Origin of the sequence: Thiorhodovibrio winogradskyi, from assembly GCF_036208045.1 — a bacterium.
In the GTDB taxonomy this organism is placed as follows: domain Bacteria; phylum Pseudomonadota; class Gammaproteobacteria; order Chromatiales; family Chromatiaceae; genus Thiorhodovibrio; species Thiorhodovibrio winogradskyi.
On the sequence record NZ_CP121472.1, the window covers coordinates 4698756 to 4719961 of the forward strand.

Here is a 21206-nt window from a genome sequence, read left to right on the forward strand (position 1 = left end):
ATGTCGTTCAATCTTGTTGGTTCCCACGCGCCAGGGAGCGGGCGTATTTGTCCTTCCTTGATGTCAGGGATGCGAGAGCATCAAAGGGGCCATATATGGTTCGAATTACTATTTACGTTCATGGATTTTCCGAATCCCGCCATTGCCGATACCAATTCTTGCCATCCATGCGCAACCATCCCAGTTTCCAACAAGCCTGCTGTTTCGGCAAAATCGTCCCAATACTGAAGGGGTGCGCAATGGAGGCCAGGTGGCTCGCCCAAGCTATCCGCTGGATGGCCTCGCGATCCGGTCGCTGTTCGGACCTTCTCCCCCGGAAATCCTGAAAAGAGGCGATGCGCGACGACCACAGCCCTGGAAAAGAAGCTTTGGGAAAACCTGCCGAGGTGCTGTTCCGTCCAGCGGAAAGGGTTTCAATTCACGGCTTTGGGCCGTTGGGGGTGGGCGGCGAGCCAAGCGTCCAGCTCTGCGGTGGCGGTGAAATCCAGCAGGGCCTCGCCTAGGTCTTCGAGTTGTTCGACGGGCAGGGCTTGAATCCGCGCTTGCTGGGTGTCGGTTAAATCACCGAGACGGCGGCGGAGCAGGCGCAGCGCGAATTGAATCTCGCGCTGGCGGCCTTCTTCGCGGCCTTCCTGACGGCCTTCCTTGCGACCGGCTTGGAGCCAGATGGGTTGATTTTTTGCAACAATTTCGCGATAGGCGCGGGTTTGTTCCAGTGGGGTGAGTTCGCCAAGCATGGTCAATATCTCCTCCAAGGTCATGTCGTCAAAACGCGCCAGCAGCCAAGATTGGAAGACATCCAGACAGTGTTTGCGGGCGCTATCAGCCAAGGGCGCCTGTTGGATGCGACCATAGGCCAGCGGCGCCTGTTCGCGCAACTGTGCGCGGTCGTCGATTAAATAGGGCAAAAAGGTGGCGAGCAAGGGGTGCTCAGGTTGGGTTTGCTCAAGGCGCTGGAGCATCTCGCTGAGATAAACCCGGCGAATCGGAAGCTCGGCATCGCGGGCGATGTGGCGGTTCCAAGGTTTGGTCTTGGGATCTTGCGCCGGGGTGATGAACAGCAGTAGTCCATGCACCTCGCGCCCGAGGTGACGCTCGCCGAGTAGCCCCATGTCAATCAGCAGGCGGTGGTAAATCTTTGGATCGCACTGTGCCTGTACCTCAATCACCCAGATGGGATCTTCGGTGTTTTCAGACAACACAACGCCGTCAATGCGCCGCTCCAGCGCTTTAACATCTATGGCCTCAAACGCATAGGAACCGGTGATGCGCAGACCACCAGTGAGCAGGCGCAAAAACTCAGGGTCAGCCCCGAGCAGAAGGTAAATCTGTTTATCGGCGTGCATGTAGCATCATAAGTTATTGGAAATAAAAGATAAAACCGGCAATAAAACCGGGGCGCGAGAAAACCGGGACGGGCCTGGTTTTTCTCGGCAACCTGCGGTGATGGGCAGGATGGATGTTGCGGGAGGGGTTCCCGTCTTTCGTCGGCGTAGGGCCTTTTTGAGGGTGCTCATCCTAGTCATTGTCCAGACAATTCAGAACTCACGTTTCGGAGTTCAAAAAGGCCATACTGGCCAGCTTAAGCCTCGATAGAACCGGGCTCCGTGCCTTCTAACCGAAGGGTAAACTCATCGAGTTGCAATGCCTGGACAAAGAAGTGCCGCACCCGCTCATCGATGGCGCTCATCACCAGCTCGCCGGCCGGCCCGAGCGTCTCCCAAAGCCCATTGTTGGGAGCCCATCGACGGCCTCGGCGATCAAGGCGCGGAAAAAGCCCCACAGGCGTTTGGCGAAATCGAGCTCACTGAGCTGCGCACCGACGGCCGTGCGCACTTCGCAGACCCGCGTCCCGGCACCTTGGATCTGGGCGAATGCCAGCAGACAATAGCGCACGGCGGTTAAGTGGATTGAAGCCAGATGCGATGCAAAGGTTTCAGTCTGCTCCCAGAGCAAGCCCAGGTATTGCTTGGCTTCCTTGAAGTACACCTCAATGCTCCAGCGCAAGGCATCGATCTCCAAAATCGCCGCTGGGGAGAGACTGCGGTCGGTGCTTAGAAACAGCGCCCAGGATTTCGCCCCCGCCGGACTGTCGGCGTCTTGGCTGACGCCACGGACAAAGAGCAGGCGTACCGGAATCCACTGCTCCTTGCCGTCGCTCTCGAGGCTCAGCTCCACGTCCAAACACTGGCACCGGTAGGGCAAGCCGCTGAGGCGCTTCCAGTGCTTGCGCACGCTCGTCTGATACAGGCCATTCGCATCGAGCAGCTCGGTGTGCGCCTCGCCGTTGTTCCAGTTCCTCAGGCGGTACTTCATGGCGTTTTTCTTCATGCGCAAGATCGCCGTGAGGTTGAGGTCCAAGGCGGTGCTGATCATGGTCTTGGTCCCAAACCAGGCATCGGCGAGCAGGACATCGGCCTCGAGGCCCTGACGCAGCGCGCGGCGCAACATGCCCGCCGCCAATTCGGGCTTGGTGCGATCACGTGCCTGCGCATAGCGGCGCGCCTCGACGCTGCGGCCATCGTGAAAGTCCGCCTTCAGCGGATGCGCCCCGACATTGCTGATGAAGATGTCGCTATCCAGGGGCAGGAAGGCCTCTTGCGTGGCCAATCCCAAGGTGAGGACTTGCTGGCCTTTGACGGTGCGCCCACTGAGATGATCGAAGTGCCGCGAGACGCCTTCCAGGCGTTTGCCGCGGCGGGTTTTCACCGAATCGTCCAAGACGTAGGCGCGTACGGGACTGTTCTTCAGCTGACCGGCGCGATAGACCTTGAGCGCGACGGCCCCATGAAAGGCGCGCCAATTGAGCTCTTCGCGGGCCAGCAAATCATACAGGGCGTCCTTGTGGGCATCGGCGAAACTGCGCAGCGATTGACGGGCGAACAGCGCAATACTCTCGCGCCCAACCCACACCCAGATCAACAGCAGATAGATGATCCGCGGTGCTTGCAGACCACTGCGCTTGTGAAAGCCAAGCTTGGTGAGCAGCCTGGAGTGCGCCACAGGTCGGCGAACAGGTTGTCGGCCAGGGTTTGGGGATCGTTCAGGACGGGAGCGGTCAAGCTTGGCAAGGATACGTCGGATGTGGGAGTCTTCATCAGCGGCTTCTTGGGTGGGTGTCTTGTTTCAACTGCTTGACATTCTACCATCCATGAGGCCGCTTTTAATTATTAAACAAAGACTTGATTCAATAGGGGCGCGATTTTTGAACCCCGAAACGTGAGTGATGATATCGGCCTGACGGTCGCCATGGTCACCTTCGCGCACCTCGATGCCGTCGATTTTGCTGAGCACGGCATGAATGGTGGCGCGAAAAGCGCCTTCGTTGTGGATGCCCCAGCGCCCGCCAAGCTCGGCGATCTGGTCGCCTAGCTGCTTGAAGCCCGCTGCCATCTGGCAGGCGAGTTCCTCGACTCGGGTCTCGGTGCGTTCTTGGGCGTGGGCGAGTTCAGCCATGACGGCTTTCACCTCGGAGAAATCCTCGTATGAGACAGGGTTTTCGGTCACTCGCTTGTCGATCATGGCCATGACTTGCTGGCGCATGACCGGGGTGAGTTCGGTATTGGGTTCGATCATCATGGCTATTTGGCCCTCGATTTCCATCAATCTTTGTTCAGAGACAGCATGCCGCTGGTCGATTTGTATTGTCCAGAGACTGAATGGGCTAATATTCAAACTAGAGTGCATCAGTAGTCACTGGCAACACAGGAGGCAAGCGCATGGCCCTGGCTCAGGAAGATTTTCAGCGGATTGGCGAGTTCGTTAAGGACAACATCAGCCTTTGGTTGGCCGAGCAGAGTCTCGGCAAGCCACCTGTTGTCTATGAGATCGAACTGCGCGAGCGGATGGTGCGGGTGGAGGAGGAGCTGAAGCACCAGCGCGAGTTGATGCGGGAAGGCTTCGAGCGGGTCGACAAGCGCTTTGAGGAAATGCGCGAGGACATGGACAAACGCTTTGAGCAAGTTGATAAGAGATTTGAGCAGATGGACAAGCGTTTCGATACCATGCTCAAGCGCCATGATCACCAGTTCATCGCGCTGGTCGCCTTGATCAGCAGCGGTATTGGCCTGGTGATCGTTGCGTTGCCGTTTCTGTTGCGGATCTAGAAACTCGGCTTGCCGGGGGCGATAACCGGGTGAATTTACGAATCAAAGGAGCCGAGGTCGAATTATTGACCCGCCGCTTTTGTGGCGGTTTTTCTTGAACAGGAGTTAAGATGGCACGTTTTGAACCTTGTCATGGCAAAGATAAATGTCGTGATGACGGAACGCGGTGTTTAACCTGCGGGCGCGATCTGGATGAGATCGCCCGACTGCGTGAGGCCATCGATGCATTGGCCACCCTGGCGATGGATCGCGCCTATGAGAACAGCGAAGAATTTACGGATTATGTCGCGCGCAAACTGTTGAAAAGCATCGGCTACCTTCGAAATACGCTCGAATCCGCCTGAAGTATTGTGACCATTTTCGTATCTAAACTCAGATTTCGATTGAGAGTGATCGAACGATGGCGCTTGCACAAGAAGATATCCTGTTCATTAAAGAACATATCGGAGAATGGCTGGCTGAGAAAGTCTTGGCAAGCCGCCGGCCGTCTATGAAATTGAACAGCGCGAGCGCATGGTGCGAGAGCAGCTCCGGTGACAGTATAAAGAATTCTTTTCCTGATCCCGCTTAATGATGCGATTAAAGTCACCAGGTTTGAATTCTTTTCAAACCTCTACGGGCAAAGACGACCGACGCCCTTTCCAACCCCGCTCCCAACGCCTCGGGACGGGGTTTTTGCTATGCTTTCATGCAAGACATTTTAGTTGCAATTCGTCAGGAACTTGTCCATGTCAGCGCTTGCCGAACAACTGCCCTTCGATGCTGAAGCCTATCTCGCTTGGGAACAAGACCAAGCCGACAAGCATGAGTATTATCGCGGCGAGGCCTTCGCCATGGTCGGCGCGTGCCAGAATCATGTGTTGGTGGCTGGAAATCTTTACTCTGCGCTCAAGCACCGCCTGCGCGGCAGCTCCTGTCGAACCTATGTGTCTGACATGAAACTCCGGGTCGCCGCCGCGGAGGCATTTTTTTATCCGGATATCATGGTGTCCTGCGATGCGCGCGATCATGCCGCCGAGCTGTTTTTGCAATACCCGCGACTGATCATTGAGGTGCTGTCGGCGGGAACCTCGGCTTTTGACCGCGGGGCCAAAGCGGCCGCTTACCCTCTGCTGCCGAGTCTGCGCGAGTACGTGATGGTGGACATCGACGCACGCCGGCTGGAACACTTCCGCCGCCATGATCAGGGCGACTGGCGGCTGCAAGACTGCCACGAGGTCACCGCCTGCCGGTTCGAGTGCCTGGAGTTGGAGCTGCCAATGGCGGAAATCTTCGAGGATGTGCTGGCACGGGACTGAAGCCGCCCAACCAACTCGGCAGGGGAAACGTATTGCAAAATCAAAGGGACTGAGATTTGACCTTCGTTTTCCAGCAATTTTTGCTGACAGACAGAATTGCCGCTCATTGGATTGCATTGTCCAGAGACTGAATGGGCTAATATTTAGACCAGAGTGCATCAGTCGTCACTGGCAACACAGGAGGTAAGCGCATGGCCCTGGCTGAGGAAGATTTTCAGCGCATTGGCGAGTTCGTCAAGGACAACATCAGCCTCTGGTTGGCCGAGCAGAGTCTCGGCAAGCCGCCAGTTGTCTATGAGATCGAACTGCGCGAGCGGATGGTGCGGGTGGAGGAGGAGCTGCGGCATCAACGCGAGTTAATGCGGGAAGGCTTCGAGCGGGTCGACAAACGCTTCGAGCAGGTTGACAAGCGCTTTCAGGAGATGCATGAGGACATGGACAAGCGCTTTCAGGAGATGCATGAGGACATGGACAAGCGCTTCGGGCAAGTGGACAAGCGCTTCGAGCAAGTTGATAAGCGCTTTGAGCAGATGGACAAGCGTTTTGACACCATGCTCAAGCGCCATGATCACCAGTTCATCGCGCTGGTCGCCTTGATCAGCAGCGGTATTGGCCTGGTGATCTTTGCGTTGCCGTTTCTATTACGGATTTAGAAACTCGGCTTGCCAGGAGGCGATAACCAGGTGAGGCGCCTTATTCGTCGCCGTCGTAAACGAAGATGTCGATTTTGCGTTCCAGGCTCATGATGCGCTGCATGAGCTTGGGGGCGATGTAGCTGGTGGCGACCATGAGGAGCGGCTCGATGCCTTCACGCGCGTGGTAGTCGTCGGCACTCTGTAGAAGATCCGCTCGATGTCTTTGGCGTACGTGCGCGAGGTGATTTCGAGCAGGATATGTTCGCCGTTGCGGATGATGATATCGACCTGACAGTCGCCATGGTCACCTTCGCGCATCTCGATGCCGTCGATTTTGGTGAGCACGGCATGAATGGTGGCGCGAAAGGCGCCTTCGTTGTGGATGCCCCAGCGCCCGCCAAGCTCGGCGATCTGGTCGCCTAGCTGCTTGAAGCCCGCGGCCATCTGGCAGGCGAGTTCCTCGACTCGGGTCTCGGTGCGTTCTTGGGCGTGGGCGAGTTCAGCCATGACGGCTTTCAGCTCGGAGAAATCCTTGTGTGTGACAAGGTTTTCGGTCACTCGCTTGTCGATCATGGCCATGACATGCTGGCGCATGACCGGGGTGAGTTCGGTGTTGGGTTCGATCATCATGGCTATTTGGCCCTCGTTTTCATCAATATTTTGAGGCTGGCCATTGCTGGTGAAATCTCAGCACAATTGGGTAGGCGCTCCATAAGGAATGCACTAAGAACACTGTGCCATGAAAACGCTACAACGAATCATAGACGTTCTTGAGATGCAGTCTCATGTTATTGGTGGAGCCATTGCGGATACCGCCTAGGAAATGATTTGCAAGCGAAGTCAGGAGACGACTGCTGCAAATCACTCAAGAGTGGGTCTTGCAGCTATCGGCTAGCAACCCATTGCAGCGGCTCATCGCCGTGACCATCATAGGGCTAGGGCCCAACCGCGAGGACAGCATTATGGTGAAAGCCAGAGCCAGCATTCTGATTGACCGGCCGCCAGAGCAGGTCTTTGGTTTTATTGCCGATGACTTCGTCGACAACTACGCGCGCTGGTCGCCTGAAGTCAAACAGCTTGAGGCACTCACCCCAGGGCCGCTTGGCCTGGGCAGCCGCATGCGCCAGGTGCGGGTGGATCAAGGACGGCGGAGTGAGAGCAGTTTTAAGGTGACCGCTTTCGAGAGTCCGCAATGTCTGGAGTTTGCCGAAAGCACGGACTTGTTCCGCACCGGCTACTGGCTTGCTCCCGCGGGCGGGCAGACGCGCTTGGAATTCGGCTTTGAGCTGCGGCGTCTTGAGTTGTACATGCGCCCGTTCGAGAAACTGATTCGGGTCGCCATTCAGGACGGAGCCCAGCGGGTGGTACGCAATATCAAAACCCTGGCCGAGCGCGAACTCGCAACCGAGGCGACGGAGTGAAACCCGCTACCATATGACCCATTACCACAAGACACAGGCGCAAGCTAGCGCCTTGAGCAGTCAGAAACCGATCCCAAAAACCAACAACCAAGACCTAACCCCCAGGAGTTAACCCCAGGAGTTAATGATGGACTTCATCGCCGATAAAGACCCGGGGCTGATCCCCTTTGTGCTGTCTCAAATTCTGGATACCGTTGTCAACGGCGTCACCTTGTCTGATCCTGACCAGCCGGACAATCCGATTGTTTACGCCAATGAGGCCTTTGAGCTCATCACCGGCTATGAGCACGAGGAGATTATTGGTCGCAACTGTCGCTTTTTGCAGGGCGAGGACAAGGACCAGCCCGAGCTTGCAAAAATCCGCGAGGGGCTGGACAAGCACGAGCCCGTCACCGTGACCCTGCGCAATTACCGCAAGGACGGCAGTCTGTTCTATAACCAATTCACCATCCGCCCGCTGTTCGACCGTGACGGCAACCTCATCTACTATCTGGGCATTCAGTACGATGTGACCGAAAAGAAACGCGCCGAGAAGGAGCTGGCGCGGCTCAATGCGATCCTCGCCGCCGCCGGCACGCCACCGGAGCCTGGCTAAACCCAGGGCCCGGGAGACTGCGACAGGAGCGGCGGAGCGCCCGCGTATTCACTCGCGCGGCGTCTCCAAGGCGTAGGACTCGGGTGGCACGATGGGCGGGCGGCCAAGCATGAGATCGCTGATCAGGCGCGCCGAGGCCGGCCCGGTGACCAGACCGTTACTGAAGTGCCCGGCATTGACGAATAGATTCTCCACACCGGGGTAGGCGCCGATGTAGGGCACGCCCTTGGGCGAGCCCGGACGCAAGCCGGCCCAGTGGTCTTCAATCGGGGCACGTTTGAGCAGGGGATAGAGCTCCACGGCAAAGCGATAGAGGTCTTCCTTGGCTTGACTGGTGGTGGTCTTACTGAAACCGGCATCCTCCGCGTGCGTGCTGCCAATGAGCACCCGACCATCCTGGCGTGGGATGATGTAGTGTTCGCGATAGAGGGTCAGCTGCCGGATTTGATCTGGCTTGGCAAAAAACAGCATGATCTGCCCACGCACCGGGCGGATCTTTGGGACCGCGCCAAGACGCTCAAGTAACTGCGCCGTCCAGGCGCCAGCGCACACCACCACCCGCTCCGCGGCCAGCTGTTCCGAAGTAGTACGCACACCTATCACCCGCCCCTGCTCCACGCGCAAATCCATGACTTCCTCGTGCTCGCGGATCCGCACTCTTTTATCGAGCGCGGCACGCAACGAGCGCATGAGCCGCGGGTTGCGCACCTGCGCCACATCCGGCATCCACAGCGCATTATCCAGGCGCAAACCCAGGTTTGGTTCGGCCGCCGCCACCTGAGTGCGATCAAGCAGCTCGACCGGCACTTGATGGCGTTCGCCCCAGGCCAAGGCCAGATCGCGTTCCTCGGCGTCCAGAATCATCAGCCCGGACGCGCGATATTCCGGATCAATACCTGTCGCCTCAAGCAGTTCCAGCATGAGCTCGGGGTAATACGCCTGACTCCAAAGCGCCAGCGTATTGACCGCGCCCGGATGATGCCATGGGTACAGGGGCTGCAGAATGCCGCCTCCGGCCCAGGAGGATTGGCGCCCGGTGGCGCTCATCTCGACCAAGGTCACGGAGGCGCCTGTCTTGGCCAGTTCATGGGCGGTCAGCAGGCCAATAACGCCGCCGCCGACAATCAAGTAATCGCTCATCGTCTACTTTCGTTTCTCGGTTATTGCATCTGGGACTGGCCCACATCATTGCCCGCGGCCAGGGATTTGGGCAAGGCGAACACCACCTCCTCTGGCACGCCGCTGCATTCCCTGACCTCTCCCGCGCCCTGTTGCCGCAAATGGTCGATGACCTGGCGCACCAGAAGCTCGGGCGCCGAGGCCCCGGCCGTGACCGCCACCCGCGCGCGACCAACCAACCACTCGGGGTCAATATCCTCGGCCCCGTCGATCAGATAGGCCGGGATACCCTGCTTCTCGGCCAGCTCGCGCAGCCGATTGGAATTGGAGCTGGTCACCGAGCCAACCACCAGCATCAGATCCGCGTCCGCCGCCAGCTTGCGCACCGCATCCTGGCGGTTTTGGGTGGCATAGCAGATGTCGCTCTTTTTTGGTCCCTTGAGGTTGGGGAAGCGGGCTTTCAGCGCCTCGATCATCGCGGCGCTGTCATCGACCGACAGGGTGGTCTGGGTGACGTAGCAGACCTTATCCGGGTCGCGCACCTCGAGCGCATCAATGTCCGCGACCGATTCGATCAGTCGCACCCGGCCCTCGCCATCCTGGCATTGCCCCAGGGTGCCCTCGACCTCGGGATGACCACGATGGCCGATCAGCACGACATCGGCGCCCTCGCGACAATGGCGCGCCACTTCGAGATGGACTTTGGTTACCAGTGGGCAAGTCGCGTCATAGACCCGCAGTCCGCGTTCCTCGGCCTGGCGGCGCACATCCAGGGCAACCCCATGAGCACTGAAAACGCACACAGCACCTGCTGGCACCTCGGCAACATCCTCAATGAAGATGACACCGCGTTTTTTCAGCGACTCGACAATGTAGCGATTGTGGACCACCTCATGGCGCACATAGAGTGGCGCGCCATGCAGCCGGAGAACCCGCTCGACAATCTCGATGGCGCGATCGACGCCAGCACAAAAGCCACGCGGGTTGGCGAGGAGGATCTCCATGAGGGCTGCAGAGGAAGTCACAGAGGAAGCTTGCGCGGATTCCGGCGACGCTGCCGAGGAAGACGCCAAACCAGAAATGTGAGCAGAAATGGGGGCGGAAGCTGGGGAAGACATATCAGTGAATACTTTGCTTGAACGCATCGGGCAACTCTGTCTGATGGTCAATCCTACCGGAAATCCCACGCCTATCAAGACAAAATCCGACGGAAACGCTATAGTTTGACCCGACGCAAGAACGCCGGAGCCCCATTATCTTGAGCGACTTCATTCCAAGCATCGGTTTTATCAGTCTGGGATGCCCAAAAGCGACCGTGGATTCGGAACGCCTGCTGACACGATTGCGTGTTGATGGTTACCGCATCGCCCCGGACTATCCCTCGGCCGATCTGATTATCGTTAACACCTGCGGCTTTATTGAGGACGCGGTCACTGAATCGCTCGACACCATCGGAGAAGCCCTCAGGGCCAGCGGCAAAGTCATTGTGACCGGTTGCCTGGGCGTGCGCGAGGAAATCATCCGCGAGGCCTACCCGGAGTTACTTGCCATCACCGGGCCAGAGCGCGACAACCAGGTCATGGCCGCGGTGCACCGCCACCTGCCGCCACCGAAACACCCCTTTGATCGCCTGATACCGCCGCAGGGCGTGAAGTTAACCCCAGCGCACACGGCTTACATCAAGATTTCCGAGGGTTGCGATCACCGCTGCAGTTTCTGTGTGATCCCGCATCTGCGCGGTCCCTTGCGCAGCCGAGCCATTGGCGAGGTGCTCGAGGAAGCCAATCGGCTGGTCGAACAAGGCGTGCGTGAGCTTCTGGTGATCTCCCAGGATACCAGCGCTTACGGCCGCGATCAGAACCATAAGTTGGACTTTTGGCGCGGCCGCCCGTTGCGCACCGATCTCGGTTCCCTTGCGCAGGTGCTGGGGGAGATCGCACCCTGGGTGCGCCTGCACTATGTTTACCCCTACCCTTCGGTCGACCAACTCATTCCGCTGATGACGCAGGAGTTGATTCTGCCTTATCTGGACATGCCGCTGCAGCATGCAAGCCCCGCCATTCTGCGCGCGATGCGCCGCCCGGCCGCGACCGAGCGGATACTCGAGAAACTGGCAAGCTGGCGCGAGCAATGCCCGGCACTGGCCATTCGCAGTACTTTTATCGTGGGTTTTCCTGGAGAAACAGAGGCGGAGTTCGAGCAACTGCTTGGCTTCCTAACCGAGGCGCAGCTTGACCGGGTGGGTTGCTTCGCCTACTCGCCAGTGAGCGGCGCCGCGGCCAATGCGCTCCCTGATCAGGTGCCAGAGAGCGTCAAGCAGGAACGGCTCGCGCAATTCATGACGCATCAGGCCAGAATCAGCCGCGCCAAACTCAAAAACCGCGTCGGTCAGGAACTGCTGGTCATGATTGATCGGGTCGAACCCGACCGCTGCATCGCCCGCGGCCACGCCGACGCGCCAGAGATTGACGGCGAGGTGATCATTCCCGGTGTCTGGGATGTTGCACCCGGTGATTTCATCATGGCGCGCATCACCGAGAGCCGAGAGCACGACTTGGTGGGCGAACCGGCGGATTATGAGGTGCGTTGATAGACCCAATGCGCAAGGCAAGAGGGCAACAACAGCTTGCGGTCACAGATCAACCGCCGCATAGCCAAAGGCAATGCGCCCGTCTCGACCATCCTCCAACTTGAACTTGCCAAGACCGTTGCGCCCGCCCAGGTCGAGAATGACATTGCCCTGCCCGGAGACACCACCATCGCAGTGAATCTTGAAAATTGGCATGTTATCCCCGAAGAAAGCATTGTAGCGGCCACGGCATTGCTGAGCGCTCGCATTACGCACGGTAAAAGCCAAGGCAAAGGGGTCCGAGGTATAGCGCCCGGCGTAAAAATCACCGTCCGAGAACACCATGGCGAAGGGCCCTTGCGTGGCCTCCGCGGGCGGCCCATCGATACGCACCCGCTCGCGATAGTGCCGCATGGCGCGCGTGATACAGGTATGGCGCACATCCATGGGCACACTGTGGCACAACACCTCGCCATACTCATAGGGCTTGATGTTCGTGGTCACCAGGTCGTAGTCGATTGTCTGGGGCGATTGCGCGCAACCGGCCATTGCCGCCACCGCCAAGCCAAGCGTCATCGTCAGAGCCTTCATTGCGAATCCCTTGTGTTATCCAGTCATTGCGTCGGCGCACTATAACCGCGCACCTGCCCTTGGGGGTAGTTTTCGCTTGTTGGACGCTCGAACAAATAATGCCCGACCCACCATTCCTGCCCCGCACCGAACCCGAAAAGTTCGGCGCAGGCCATTAAAAACAGTCGCCAGCGCATCCACCACAGGGCAGCGGCGCGCGCGGAATGATCGCTGGCTGGATCGCCACCATAGACGCGTTCGAGGATGGGCATCGCTCGCGCCCGGTTCTCATCCAAGCGCGCAAGCCAGGCATTGAGTGTGCGCGCGTAATGGCGTCCATCCCAACGCCAGTGGTCAAGAAGGCGCAGATGCTGCTGAAACCGCGGCGGCAGCGCATCATGCGGCATGATGCCGCCGGCAAAGAAAAAGCGCGTCATCCAATCGTCACCACCCTGGTCTTCGTAAGGATAAGGATGCGCGCGATGACAGAAAATGTGCATGAAAAATCGCCCACCAGGAAGCAACCAGCCATGCAAGCGCTCGAACAGCAGATACCAGTTGCGCATGTGCTCGAACATTTCAATGGAGACGATGCGGTCGAACTGGCCCGGGGCCTGAAAGTCATTCATGTCGGCTGTCAGCACGCGCAAATTGGTCACGCCCGCGCGCGCGGCATCGGCATCGATAAAGGCTTTTTGGGAATGGGAATTGGAAACGGCAACGAACTCGCTGCCTGGAAAATGGCTTGCGGCCCACAGGCTGAAGGAGCCCCAGCCGCAACCCAGCTCCAGCACCCGCTGGCCCTCGGCAATACCGGCGCGCTCGGCGGTCAGCCGCAGCGCCGCCTCTTCCGCCTGATCCAGGGTATCGATGCCATCGGGCCAATGGCAGCAGCTGTATTTACGGCGCGACCCCAGCATGAGCTCGAAGAACTCCGCCGGCACCTCGTAGTGCTGCGCATTCGCACGTTCCGGCACCGCAGCAATGGGTGAGGCCCGCATCATGGCGAGAAAATCCCGTTCGGAGGTCATGGCGGCCTCGCAGTCGGCCACTGGCAGCTCCCTGAGCGTATCGCGCAGCCGCATGCGAATACCAGCACGCACCAGGGCATCGGGCAAGTTGCCGCGTTCCGCCAGAAGGACCGCTGTGTTGATTAACATGTTATAAATACCGGACATCATGACTCCTGGCTAATTGGGCTAGCGAGACGGTTTGAGATCTGTCGGCAACATCGGTGCGGACAGCCTGATTCCCAAGTTGGGCTGGTCCCGATGCAAGGCCTCCCACTCACCATTGACCCACTTGGGGTTGCCAGGATCAAGGGTATCATTGCGACAAGCCGAGCCCTTCGCTAGAGTGCCAAGCGTGCGGGAATCCAAGCCTTTGGCACCCAGCCAGAGGGCCAGTCGCATGACAACAGTTCACTCCAATCGCATCCCCAATCGCATCCCCAACCGCGCGGCAATCCGCGCCTCATCGAGCTTCACGCGCCAATGATCATCTATAACCTGTTTCCGCTGCTCGCCGGGCCTTTCCCGGACTGGACGCCACATTTCAAACGTGCCGCCGCCATGGGCTTTGACTGGATTTTCGTCAATCCAGTCCAGGCGCTGGGCGACTCTGGCAGCCTTTACTCCATCAGCGATTATTTTGGCATCAACCAGGCATTTGTTGGTCCTGGCAGCAGCTCCAGCCAGAAACAGCTGCGCGCTGCCTGCACGGCCGCCGAAAAGCTTGGGCTGAGCATGATGACCGACCTGGTGATTAATCACTGCGCCATCGACAGCCCGCTGGTCCAAGAGCATCCCGAATGGTTCGTGATGAAACGCGGCAAACCCACCAATCCCTTTTGTGTCGAGCCCGACGGCAGCAAGGTGATCTGGGAGGATCTGGCGCAATTCGATCACCGCAAATCCACCGACAAAGACGGCATGCTCGCGTACTTTGTCAGCGTGGTCGAGCATCTGGCGGATCTTGGTTTTCGCGGCTTTCGCTGCGATGCGGCCTACCAGCTTCCGGCTGAGTTCTGGCAGAGCTTAATTAGCCGTTGTCGCGCCAAGCACCCGGATATCGTCTTCGTGGCGGAAACCCTCGGTTGCTCACCCAAGCAGACCAAAAGCACCGCCGCGGCGGGCTTCGATGCCATTTACAACAGCGCCAAATGGTGGGATTTCACCAGTCCCTGGTTGCTCACTCAGTATGCGCTCACCCGCTCCCTACTGGGGTCCATCAGCTTTCCGGAAAGCCACGACACCGAGCGTTTGTTCAGCGAGACTGGCGGCAACCTTGATGCCATGCGCCAGCGCTATCTGTTCGCGGCCCTGTTTTCAAGCCATCTCATGATGCCCATGGGCTTCGAGTACGGCTTCCGCAAACGCCTGCATGTGGTCAACACGCGGCCGAAGGATTGGGAAGAACCCACTATCGATCTGACGGATTTCATCACCCAGGTCAATGGCATCAAGCAGGGCAGCTCGGTGTTCGGCAGCGAGGGGCCAATCGAGCAGATCCCGCATCCCAACGAAGCAATCCTGATTCTGCGCAAGAAAGCCGCGAAGGGCTGCGACCAGGCGCTGCTGATTCTGAACAAAGACCCGCATGGTCATCAGTATTTACACATCGATGACCTCTACGCCCTGATTGACGCCCCACCACCGTTGCACGACCTTTCTCCCGACTGGCCCATGGATTATCTGCCCACACCCTTTGAGTTTGACCTGGGCCCCGGGGTGGCGCGGGTATTGACGACCGAGGGGAACAAGCGCCCTTAGTCCGCGTCTGATGATGTTCACCCTAAAGCGCACACAAGAACCTAGACACGAGAACCTAGATTTGTTTCGGCGGACCTTTTTCGGCGCGGACCCGGCCAGCCCGGCCAATTCGTAATGTCCGATTCGCAATGTCCGATGCGCGCCCTTGAACTATGCTTGAAACTTAGCCCCGCTGGCATTTCCGCCGCGGGGTCGACCGAGAACGAGTGCCCCATGGATCACGACCCTGTTCTGGATACTTCTGTTGAAGAGCCGATGCTGACCTTCGCGCAGCTTGGCCTGTGCGAGCCCGTGTTTCGTGCCGTCGCCACCCTGGGCTACGAAACGCCCACCCCCATCCAGGCGCAATGCATCCCGCACCTGCTCAAGGGGCAGGATTTGCTCGGCCAGGCCCAGACCGGCACGGGCAAGACGGCGGCCTTTGCCTTGCCATTACTCTGCCGCATGGAGCGGGGCCAGGAGCTGCCGCAACTGCTAGTACTGACGCCGACACGCGAATTGGCCCTGCAGGTGGCCGAGGCCTTTCAGGACTACGCCTCCCAGCTCAAGGATTTTCACATTCTGCCCATCTATGGCGGGCAGAGCTACAGCCTGCAAATCCGCCAGCTCAAGCGCGGCCCTCAGGTGATCGTCGGCACGCCCGGTCGTGTCATGGACCACATGCGCCGCGGCAATCTGTCACTTGATGGCTTGCGCGCCATGGTGCTCGACGAAGCCGACGAAATGCTCAACATGGGATTTGCCGAGGATATCGACTGGATCTTCGAGCACTGCCCGGAACAACGGCAGGTCGCGCTCTTTTCCGCCACCATGCCGGAAGCGATCAAGCGGGTCGCGCGGGTGCGACTCAAAGATCCCGTCGAGGTACGGGTGCGCGCATCGGCCGAAACGGTCGACACTATCGATCAGCACCACTGCGTGGTCGCGCGCGGGCACAAGCTCGACGCTCTGACCAGGCTGCTGGAGCTAGAGTCATTCGACGGCATGGTGATTTTTGTTCGCACCAAGAATGCCACCACCGAGCTGGCCGATAAGCTCAAAGCCCACGGCTTTGCCGCCGAGGCACTCAATGGGGACATGAACCAAGAGCTGCGCGAGCGCACCATCGGTCGCCTGAAAGACGGCCAGCTGGATATTCTGATCGCCACGGACGTGGCCGCGCGCGGGCTGGATGTCGAGCGCCTGAGCCATGTGATCAACTACGACATTCCCACCGACCCGGCATCCTATGTGCATCGCATCGGCCGCACCGGACGGGCCGGGCGCACCGGGCGCGCCATTCTTTTGGTCGAGCCGCGCGAACGCAGCCTGCTGCGCGCCATTGAGCGCACCATTCGCCGCAACATTCCAGCCATGGAACCGCCCTCGGCCGCCGCGCTCAGCGCATCGCGCATCGAACGCTTCACCCAGGATCTGCGCAGCACCCTCAGTGACCAGGATCTGGACTTCTTCTACCGCCTGGTCGCGCGCCTGAGCAAGGAGCAGGAACTGGACCCCGTGGATATGGCGGCTGCTCTGTGCTTTATGCTACAGCGCGAGCGCCCACTGGAGGTGGAGGAAAAACGCTTGAGTCCGCCGCCGGGCGCCGAGCGGGAGCGCGGGGGTCGGCCAGATCGCGACGGACCGCGCGGACGTGGCGAGCGACCGCCGCGCCGCGAGCAAGACCAACAGCTCGCGAGTTACCGCATTGAAGTGGGTCACGCCCATGGCGTCACTCCGCGCGAAATCGTCGGCGCCATCGCCAACGAAGCCGGTCTTGACGGCCGACGCATTGGTCGCATCGACATCCGCGACGACTATTCCATTGTCGATCTGCCACCCGGCATGCCAAAGGAGATTTTTCAGCACCTGCAACGGGTCTATGTCTGTGGTCAGGCGCTGCGCATTCGCCCATCCGAGGAACCTCCCAGCCGCCCCCGCCCAGGCAAAAGGCATCAGTCTCCGCGCGGGCGCTAGCACGCGTTGGCCGTGATGGCTTAACCCAACAAGACCTTTGCGCTAGACTCCGGCAACCTTCATCCAATAACGCATGGAACCTTGTCATGTCGCATGATCCCGGGTGCTTCTTCGCCCAAAGTCTCGCGCTGATTCTCGCCGGCACCATCGCGCTCGCGATGCCCGCCGCGGCGCAACAACAGGTTTATCGCAGTGTCGATGCGCAGGGGCGTGTCAGCTTTTCCGCCGAGCCACCAGCGGGCGAGGATGTGCGCAGTATCGAGAGCATTGAGTTGCAGCCCGGACCGAGCGAAGCCGACCGTCAGGCGGCCGAGGCTCGTGTGCGCGACATGCAACAAGCGGCCGATGCTTACGAGCAGCAGCGCCAGAGTGCGCGCGAGGCCGAGACCGGACAAGAGGAATCGGGTAACACATCCAAATCTCCGTCGGAATCGGACGCATCCCCTGCTGCCGAACAATGGAACCAACTGCTTGTCAACGACCGCCGCCTAACCCCAGAGCAACGCAAGAAGGTCGAGGAGGCCAAGCGCGAACTGCTCGAGGCCCAGCAACGCGGACGTCAGAGCGCCGGCGGCGGGGATCTGTACAAAAGACCCGACAACTATCAGCACAGCACCCCCAGTCGGAGTGAACGGGACTAGCCGGGCGTCAAGCTGAGTATCGGCATGGTGGGCGCGAGCATAGCCGCCAGCCTTTTAGCGTCCGCGCCGATTCACAAAACGCTTTAGGCGCTCGCGCTGGCGCTGCTGACGCGGGGTGAGCGTATTGCGTTTGCCGGCAAAGGGATTGCTGCCAGTTTTGAACTCAAGCCGCAACGGGGTTCCATGGAGCCCGAGTTCCTTGCGAAAACGGTTCATCAGGTAGCGCCTATAAGCATCGGGCACCGCGTCCACCTGGTTACCATGGATCACAATCACCGGCGGATTGCGACCGCCCTGATGGGCATAACGCAGCTTGATGCGCCGGCCATGCACCAGCGGCGGTTGATGCTCGCTAACCAGATCGGCCAGCAGCCGTGTGAGCAGGGGTGTGGGCAGATCGCGAATCGCGCTGCTGTAAGCACGCTCGGCAGCATCGAGCAACAAACCCACGCTCGAGCCATGCAGCGCGGAAATCTGAAAACGCTCGGCAAACTCCAGAAAGGCGAGCTTGCGTTCGTAGCTGTCCTTAATCTTGGTCCGCTCGTCCGCGCTCAGGCCGTCCCATTTATTCACGGCAACCACCAGCGCGCGCCCACTGTCGATCACATGGGAGGCCAGGGTCGCGTCCTGCTCTCCAATGCCGGCCCGGGCGTCCACTACCAAAATAGCCACATTACACGCATCAATGGCCTGCATCGCCTTGATAACGCTGAATTTTTCGATCATCTCAGTGACTCTGGCACGGCGCCGCATGCCAGCGGTATCAATCAGCGTATAATCCCGCCCATCAACCTGAAAGGGAATAAACAGACTATCGCGCGTGGTGCCTGGCGTGTCGCTGGTCACCACACGTTCCTCACCCAGCAGGCGATTGATCAGCGTTGACTTGCCGGCATTGGGTCGCCCAACGACGGCGATCTGGATGCCCTTGCCCGCCTCCGCACCAGTCGTATCGGCACCCTCGGCTCCCGCGTCCACTTGCGGCAAGGCCGCGAAGATGCGCTCAAGCAAGGTATTCAGACCGCGCCCATGGCTGGCCGCGATGGGCAGCGGATCGCCGAGTCCCAGGGCATGAAACTCTAGCAGCACCTGGTTGGCATCGAGGCGGTCGACCTTGTTGACCACCAGGGTCAGGGGTTTGCCAGTGCGGCGCAGTTCGGCCGCGATATCAAAATCGCCGGTCACGCAGCCGTCGCGCGCATCGACCAGAAACAGCAGATGGTCAGCCTCGGCAATGGCAAGGCGGACCTGGCGCTCGGTCAGCATGTCCAGCGGATCGGAGCTGCCCGACAAGCCGCCGGTATCAACCAGAATGTAGGGTCCGGGACCGAGTTGGCCGACGCCATACTGACGGTCACGCGTCAGTCCGGGGTAGTCGGCAACCAGCGCATGGCGACTGCGGGTCAGACGATTGAACAGGGTTGATTTGCCAACATTGGGGCGACCAACCAGGGTGATGACTGGCAGCATGTCAATCCGACGCCGCGCCAGCGGCGCGCCCAGCAGGAGACACTGCTCTCGCCTGACCGCGCGCGGTCAAGGCGGCGACGGTGCCATCATTGACATAGACAAAGACACGCCCATTCGCCACCGCGGGTCGATGCACAATGCGGTCCTTGGACACCCGTTCGCGAGCCAGCAGGCGGCCGTCAGCGAGGGCGAGCCAATGGACCCAGCCGTCGATATCAGCGACCACCAGCTGATCACCCACAATGGCCGGCGCCGTCAGCCGCCGATATTTGAGCGCATCCTGTTTCCACAGGCCAGCGCCATCCGTTGTCGTGGCACCCCAGAGGACGTCGGATGAGTCGGTCACAAATAGCCTGCCCTCGTCAGCAGCCAGGCCGGCATGGGCGGAGAGTTCGCGGCGCCAGAGCACGGCGCCCGTCACGATGTCCACCGCTGCCAGATCGCCATTGTAGGTCGCCACATAGGCGATATCCCCGACCACAACCGGATCGACGTTCAGGTCAACAACACGCTCAAGCTCGCTGCGACCGCTGGGCGGCGTGATCGTCAACTCCCAATTGGGCGCGCCACGCTCAAGCTCGAGACTCACTAGACGCCCACCGGCAATACCCACGATGACATTGTTGTTGACGATGGTTGGCGAACTGCTGCCGTGCAGCGTCAGTAAGGGTGCCGGGTAGTTATAGCGCCACAGTTGCTTGCCATCGCTGGCCGCGAGCGCATAGACGCTGTTGTCGATCGTATGCACGACCACACGTTCGCCAAGGATGCGGGGGATGGAGAGGATCTCGCTACCAAGTTGGGCGCGCCAGCGTTCACGGCCATCGCGCGCGGACAGGGCGATGAGTTCCGCGTCGCTGGTACCCACAACCAGCAAATCGCCAACCACCTCGGGTCCGCCGCTCAGCCTCAGCGCGGTATCGCGTTCCCAGATCACCCGACCGTCGTGCTGCGACAGTGCCGCGACCCGGCCGCGAGCATCGGCCACATAAAGGCGATCATCGCGCGGCAGCGGCGCCAAACTCAGCGTGCGGCCATCGGTACCTTTGCCAACACGGGTTTTCCACAGAATGCTGGGCGTGAGTTGTTGAACGAACTTCTTATCCAGCTCTGTCGGCGGCCGCGGATCCTTCTCGCCCCCGAGCCAGGGCACCATGCCGCAACCGCTCACAGCCGAGACCAGCGCCAGCAGCATCAGCACGCCCGGCAGGCGGCGCTCAGGGTCCAGTCCTCTGTTGCTTGTTGCTGTCATCTCCGTCTCCTGCGCCGGTTGTTCAATCGCGTATCGCCCGGGCCAATAGCGCCGGCCGATACAGGGCCTCAAGAACCCGCCGGCGGGGGCAAATCCTGCAGTTTCAGTTCAATCAAACCAGCGGCCGCGACATCTCCTTCCAGCGCCTGCCGGTAAGCGGCGCGGGCATCCTCAATGCGATCCTCGGCCAGGGCAATGTCGCCACGCAGAGCCGCGAAATCAGCCGCGAAACTCTCATTGTTATCGTGCTGGTCGATCACGGCTCCAGCCGCTGCATAATCCTGGATCCCGATCAGCACCCGCGCCAGACGTAGCCCGGCCAGCGTCTTGAGCAAGGGTGTGGGTGCCTGATCGATGGCCGCGCGCAGTGCCTCGGCCGCCGCCGCGCTCTGGCTTTGGTCATTCCGTGCCTTGGCCAGGGCGAGCTGGCCGAAATACTCGTAGGCCGTGGACCCATGATTCTCGCTTAGGCGCGACTGCTGTTCGGTGGCAACGCTCAGCAGCGAATCGCGCGCCTGACCCGCGGCTGATCCACCCGGCTCCGCTGGATCGGACTCGGATGCCACGCCACCCTGCGCCGGCGGCATGTTCGAGACCTGACTCACAGTGACCATCAGCTCCTCGAAGGCGAGCGATGCCTGCTGCCCGCGCTGCTCCTGATAGCCGACCCAGGCACGCCAGCCAAAGATGGCCGCCAGTCCGATCACCACCCCGGAGACCACCGCAAGGCCGTTTTCTTTCCACCATTTTTTGATGGCTTCGGCTTTTTCTTCGTCGGTTTGCAAATCGACCACGGTCTTATC

At 59.9% G+C, this 21206-nt stretch carries 21 protein-coding genes; 10 read left to right on the forward strand and 11 right to left on the reverse strand.

The window, feature by feature from the left end:
* Positions 1-413: 413 nt before the first annotated feature.
* The 3 genes from Thiowin_RS21610 to Thiowin_RS21620 form a co-directional block, all read right to left on the reverse strand.
* On the reverse strand, positions 414-1346 hold the full coding sequence (locus Thiowin_RS21610) for a DUF2887 domain-containing protein (protein WP_328985036.1): 933 nt from the start codon (positions 1344-1346) through the stop codon (positions 414-416).
* A gap of 343 nt (positions 1347-1689) precedes the next feature.
* A complete protein-coding gene (locus Thiowin_RS21615; protein ID WP_328985037.1) occupies positions 1690-3003 on the reverse strand; it encodes a transposase in 1314 nt (437 codons plus the stop codon).
* A 123-nt stretch (positions 3004-3126) separates the two neighbouring features.
* Positions 3127-3579: a DUF3782 domain-containing protein gene (locus Thiowin_RS21620; protein WP_328985038.1), complete on the reverse strand. Its 453-nt coding sequence runs from the start codon at positions 3577-3579 to the stop codon at positions 3127-3129.
* Positions 3580-3719: 140 nt separating this feature from the next.
* On the opposite strand from Thiowin_RS21620, the gene Thiowin_RS21625 reads away from it, so the two are divergent.
* The 4 genes from Thiowin_RS21625 to Thiowin_RS21640 all read left to right on the forward strand — a co-directional run bounded on the left by Thiowin_RS21625 (position 3720) and on the right by Thiowin_RS21640 (position 6057).
* A complete protein-coding gene (locus tag Thiowin_RS21625) occupies positions 3720-4106 on the forward strand; it encodes a hypothetical protein (RefSeq protein ID WP_328985039.1) in 387 nt (128 codons plus the stop codon).
* Positions 4107-4216: 110 nt separating this feature from the next.
* A complete protein-coding gene (locus tag Thiowin_RS21630) occupies positions 4217-4450 on the forward strand; it encodes a hypothetical protein (RefSeq protein WP_328985040.1) in 234 nt (77 codons plus the stop codon).
* 384 nt (positions 4451-4834) lie between these two features.
* Complete coding sequence (locus Thiowin_RS21635; protein WP_328985041.1) at positions 4835-5404, forward strand: Uma2 family endonuclease; 570 nt, start codon at positions 4835-4837, stop codon at positions 5402-5404.
* Between the two features lie 191 nt (positions 5405-5595).
* Entirely contained in the window at positions 5596-6057 is a 462-nt protein-coding gene (locus Thiowin_RS21640; protein ID WP_328985042.1) for a hypothetical protein, read from the forward strand.
* Between the two features lie 87 nt (positions 6058-6144).
* Here Thiowin_RS21640 and Thiowin_RS21645 read toward each other — a convergent pair whose 3' ends face one another.
* Positions 6145-6669 carry a DUF3782 domain-containing protein gene (locus tag Thiowin_RS21645; protein ID WP_328985043.1) on the reverse strand — a complete coding sequence of 175 codons (525 nt, stop codon included), beginning with the start codon at positions 6667-6669 and terminating at the stop codon, positions 6145-6147.
* 332 nt (positions 6670-7001) lie between these two features.
* Between Thiowin_RS21645 and Thiowin_RS21650 the strand changes: the two genes are divergently transcribed.
* Both Thiowin_RS21650 and Thiowin_RS21655 read left to right on the forward strand, forming a co-directional pair.
* A complete protein-coding gene (locus Thiowin_RS21650; RefSeq protein WP_328985044.1) occupies positions 7002-7460 on the forward strand; it encodes an SRPBCC family protein in 459 nt (152 codons plus the stop codon).
* A 127-nt stretch (positions 7461-7587) separates the two neighbouring features.
* Positions 7588-8055 carry a PAS domain-containing protein gene (locus Thiowin_RS21655; RefSeq protein ID WP_328988143.1) on the forward strand — a complete coding sequence of 156 codons (468 nt, stop codon included), beginning with the start codon at positions 7588-7590 and terminating at the stop codon, positions 8053-8055.
* Positions 8056-8103: 48 nt separating this feature from the next.
* On the opposite strand, the gene thiO is transcribed toward Thiowin_RS21655, so the two are convergent.
* Together thiO and ispH are read right to left on the reverse strand one after the other, a co-directional pair.
* Positions 8104-9195, reverse strand: a complete 1092-nt coding sequence (thiO, locus tag Thiowin_RS21660) for a glycine oxidase ThiO (protein WP_328985045.1) — start codon at positions 9193-9195, stop codon at positions 8104-8106.
* 20 nt (positions 9196-9215) lie between these two features.
* Positions 9216-10178, reverse strand: a complete 963-nt coding sequence (ispH, locus tag Thiowin_RS21665) for a 4-hydroxy-3-methylbut-2-enyl diphosphate reductase (protein WP_328985046.1) — start codon at positions 10176-10178, stop codon at positions 9216-9218.
* 275 nt (positions 10179-10453) lie between these two features.
* Between ispH and rimO the strand changes: the two genes are divergently transcribed.
* A complete protein-coding gene (gene rimO, locus Thiowin_RS21670; protein ID WP_328988144.1) occupies positions 10454-11764 on the forward strand; it encodes a 30S ribosomal protein S12 methylthiotransferase RimO in 1311 nt (436 codons plus the stop codon).
* Between the two features lie 42 nt (positions 11765-11806).
* Here the strand turns inward: rimO and Thiowin_RS21675 are convergent, their stop codons facing one another.
* Positions 11807-12334, reverse strand: coding sequence for a hypothetical protein (locus Thiowin_RS21675; RefSeq protein WP_328985047.1), 528 nt, complete (start codon positions 12332-12334; stop codon positions 11807-11809).
* A gap of 23 nt (positions 12335-12357) precedes the next feature.
* Complete coding sequence (locus tag Thiowin_RS21680; RefSeq protein ID WP_328985048.1) at positions 12358-13473, reverse strand: SAM-dependent methyltransferase; 1116 nt, start codon at positions 13471-13473, stop codon at positions 12358-12360.
* 333 nt (positions 13474-13806) lie between these two features.
* Here Thiowin_RS21680 and Thiowin_RS21685 point away from each other — a divergent pair, with 333 nt between their 5' ends.
* The 3 genes from Thiowin_RS21685 to Thiowin_RS21695 all read left to right on the forward strand — a co-directional run bounded on the left by Thiowin_RS21685 (position 13807) and on the right by Thiowin_RS21695 (position 17681).
* Positions 13807-15084: an alpha-amylase family glycosyl hydrolase gene (locus Thiowin_RS21685; RefSeq protein WP_328985049.1), complete on the forward strand. Its 1278-nt coding sequence runs from the start codon at positions 13807-13809 to the stop codon at positions 15082-15084.
* Positions 15085-15297: 213 nt separating this feature from the next.
* Complete coding sequence (locus Thiowin_RS21690) at positions 15298-17040, forward strand: DEAD/DEAH box helicase (RefSeq protein ID WP_328985050.1); 1743 nt, start codon at positions 15298-15300, stop codon at positions 17038-17040.
* Positions 17041-17126: 86 nt separating this feature from the next.
* Complete coding sequence (locus Thiowin_RS21695) at positions 17127-17681, forward strand: DUF4124 domain-containing protein (protein ID WP_328985051.1); 555 nt, start codon at positions 17127-17129, stop codon at positions 17679-17681.
* Positions 17682-17735: 54 nt separating this feature from the next.
* On the opposite strand, the gene der is transcribed toward Thiowin_RS21695, so the two are convergent.
* From der to Thiowin_RS21710, 3 genes are all read right to left on the reverse strand, one after another.
* Positions 17736-19151 (reverse strand): ribosome biogenesis GTPase Der, encoded by a 1416-nt coding sequence (der, locus tag Thiowin_RS21700; protein ID WP_328985052.1) that lies wholly within the window; start codon positions 19149-19151, stop codon positions 17736-17738.
* Position 19152: 1 nt separating this feature from the next.
* Positions 19153-20403, reverse strand: coding sequence for an outer membrane protein assembly factor BamB (gene bamB / locus Thiowin_RS21705; RefSeq protein WP_328985053.1), 1251 nt, complete (start codon positions 20401-20403; stop codon positions 19153-19155).
* Positions 20404-20471: 68 nt separating this feature from the next.
* Positions 20472-21197 carry a YfgM family protein gene (locus Thiowin_RS21710; RefSeq protein WP_328985054.1) on the reverse strand — a complete coding sequence of 242 codons (726 nt, stop codon included), beginning with the start codon at positions 21195-21197 and terminating at the stop codon, positions 20472-20474.
* Positions 21198-21206 lie beyond the last annotated feature (9 nt).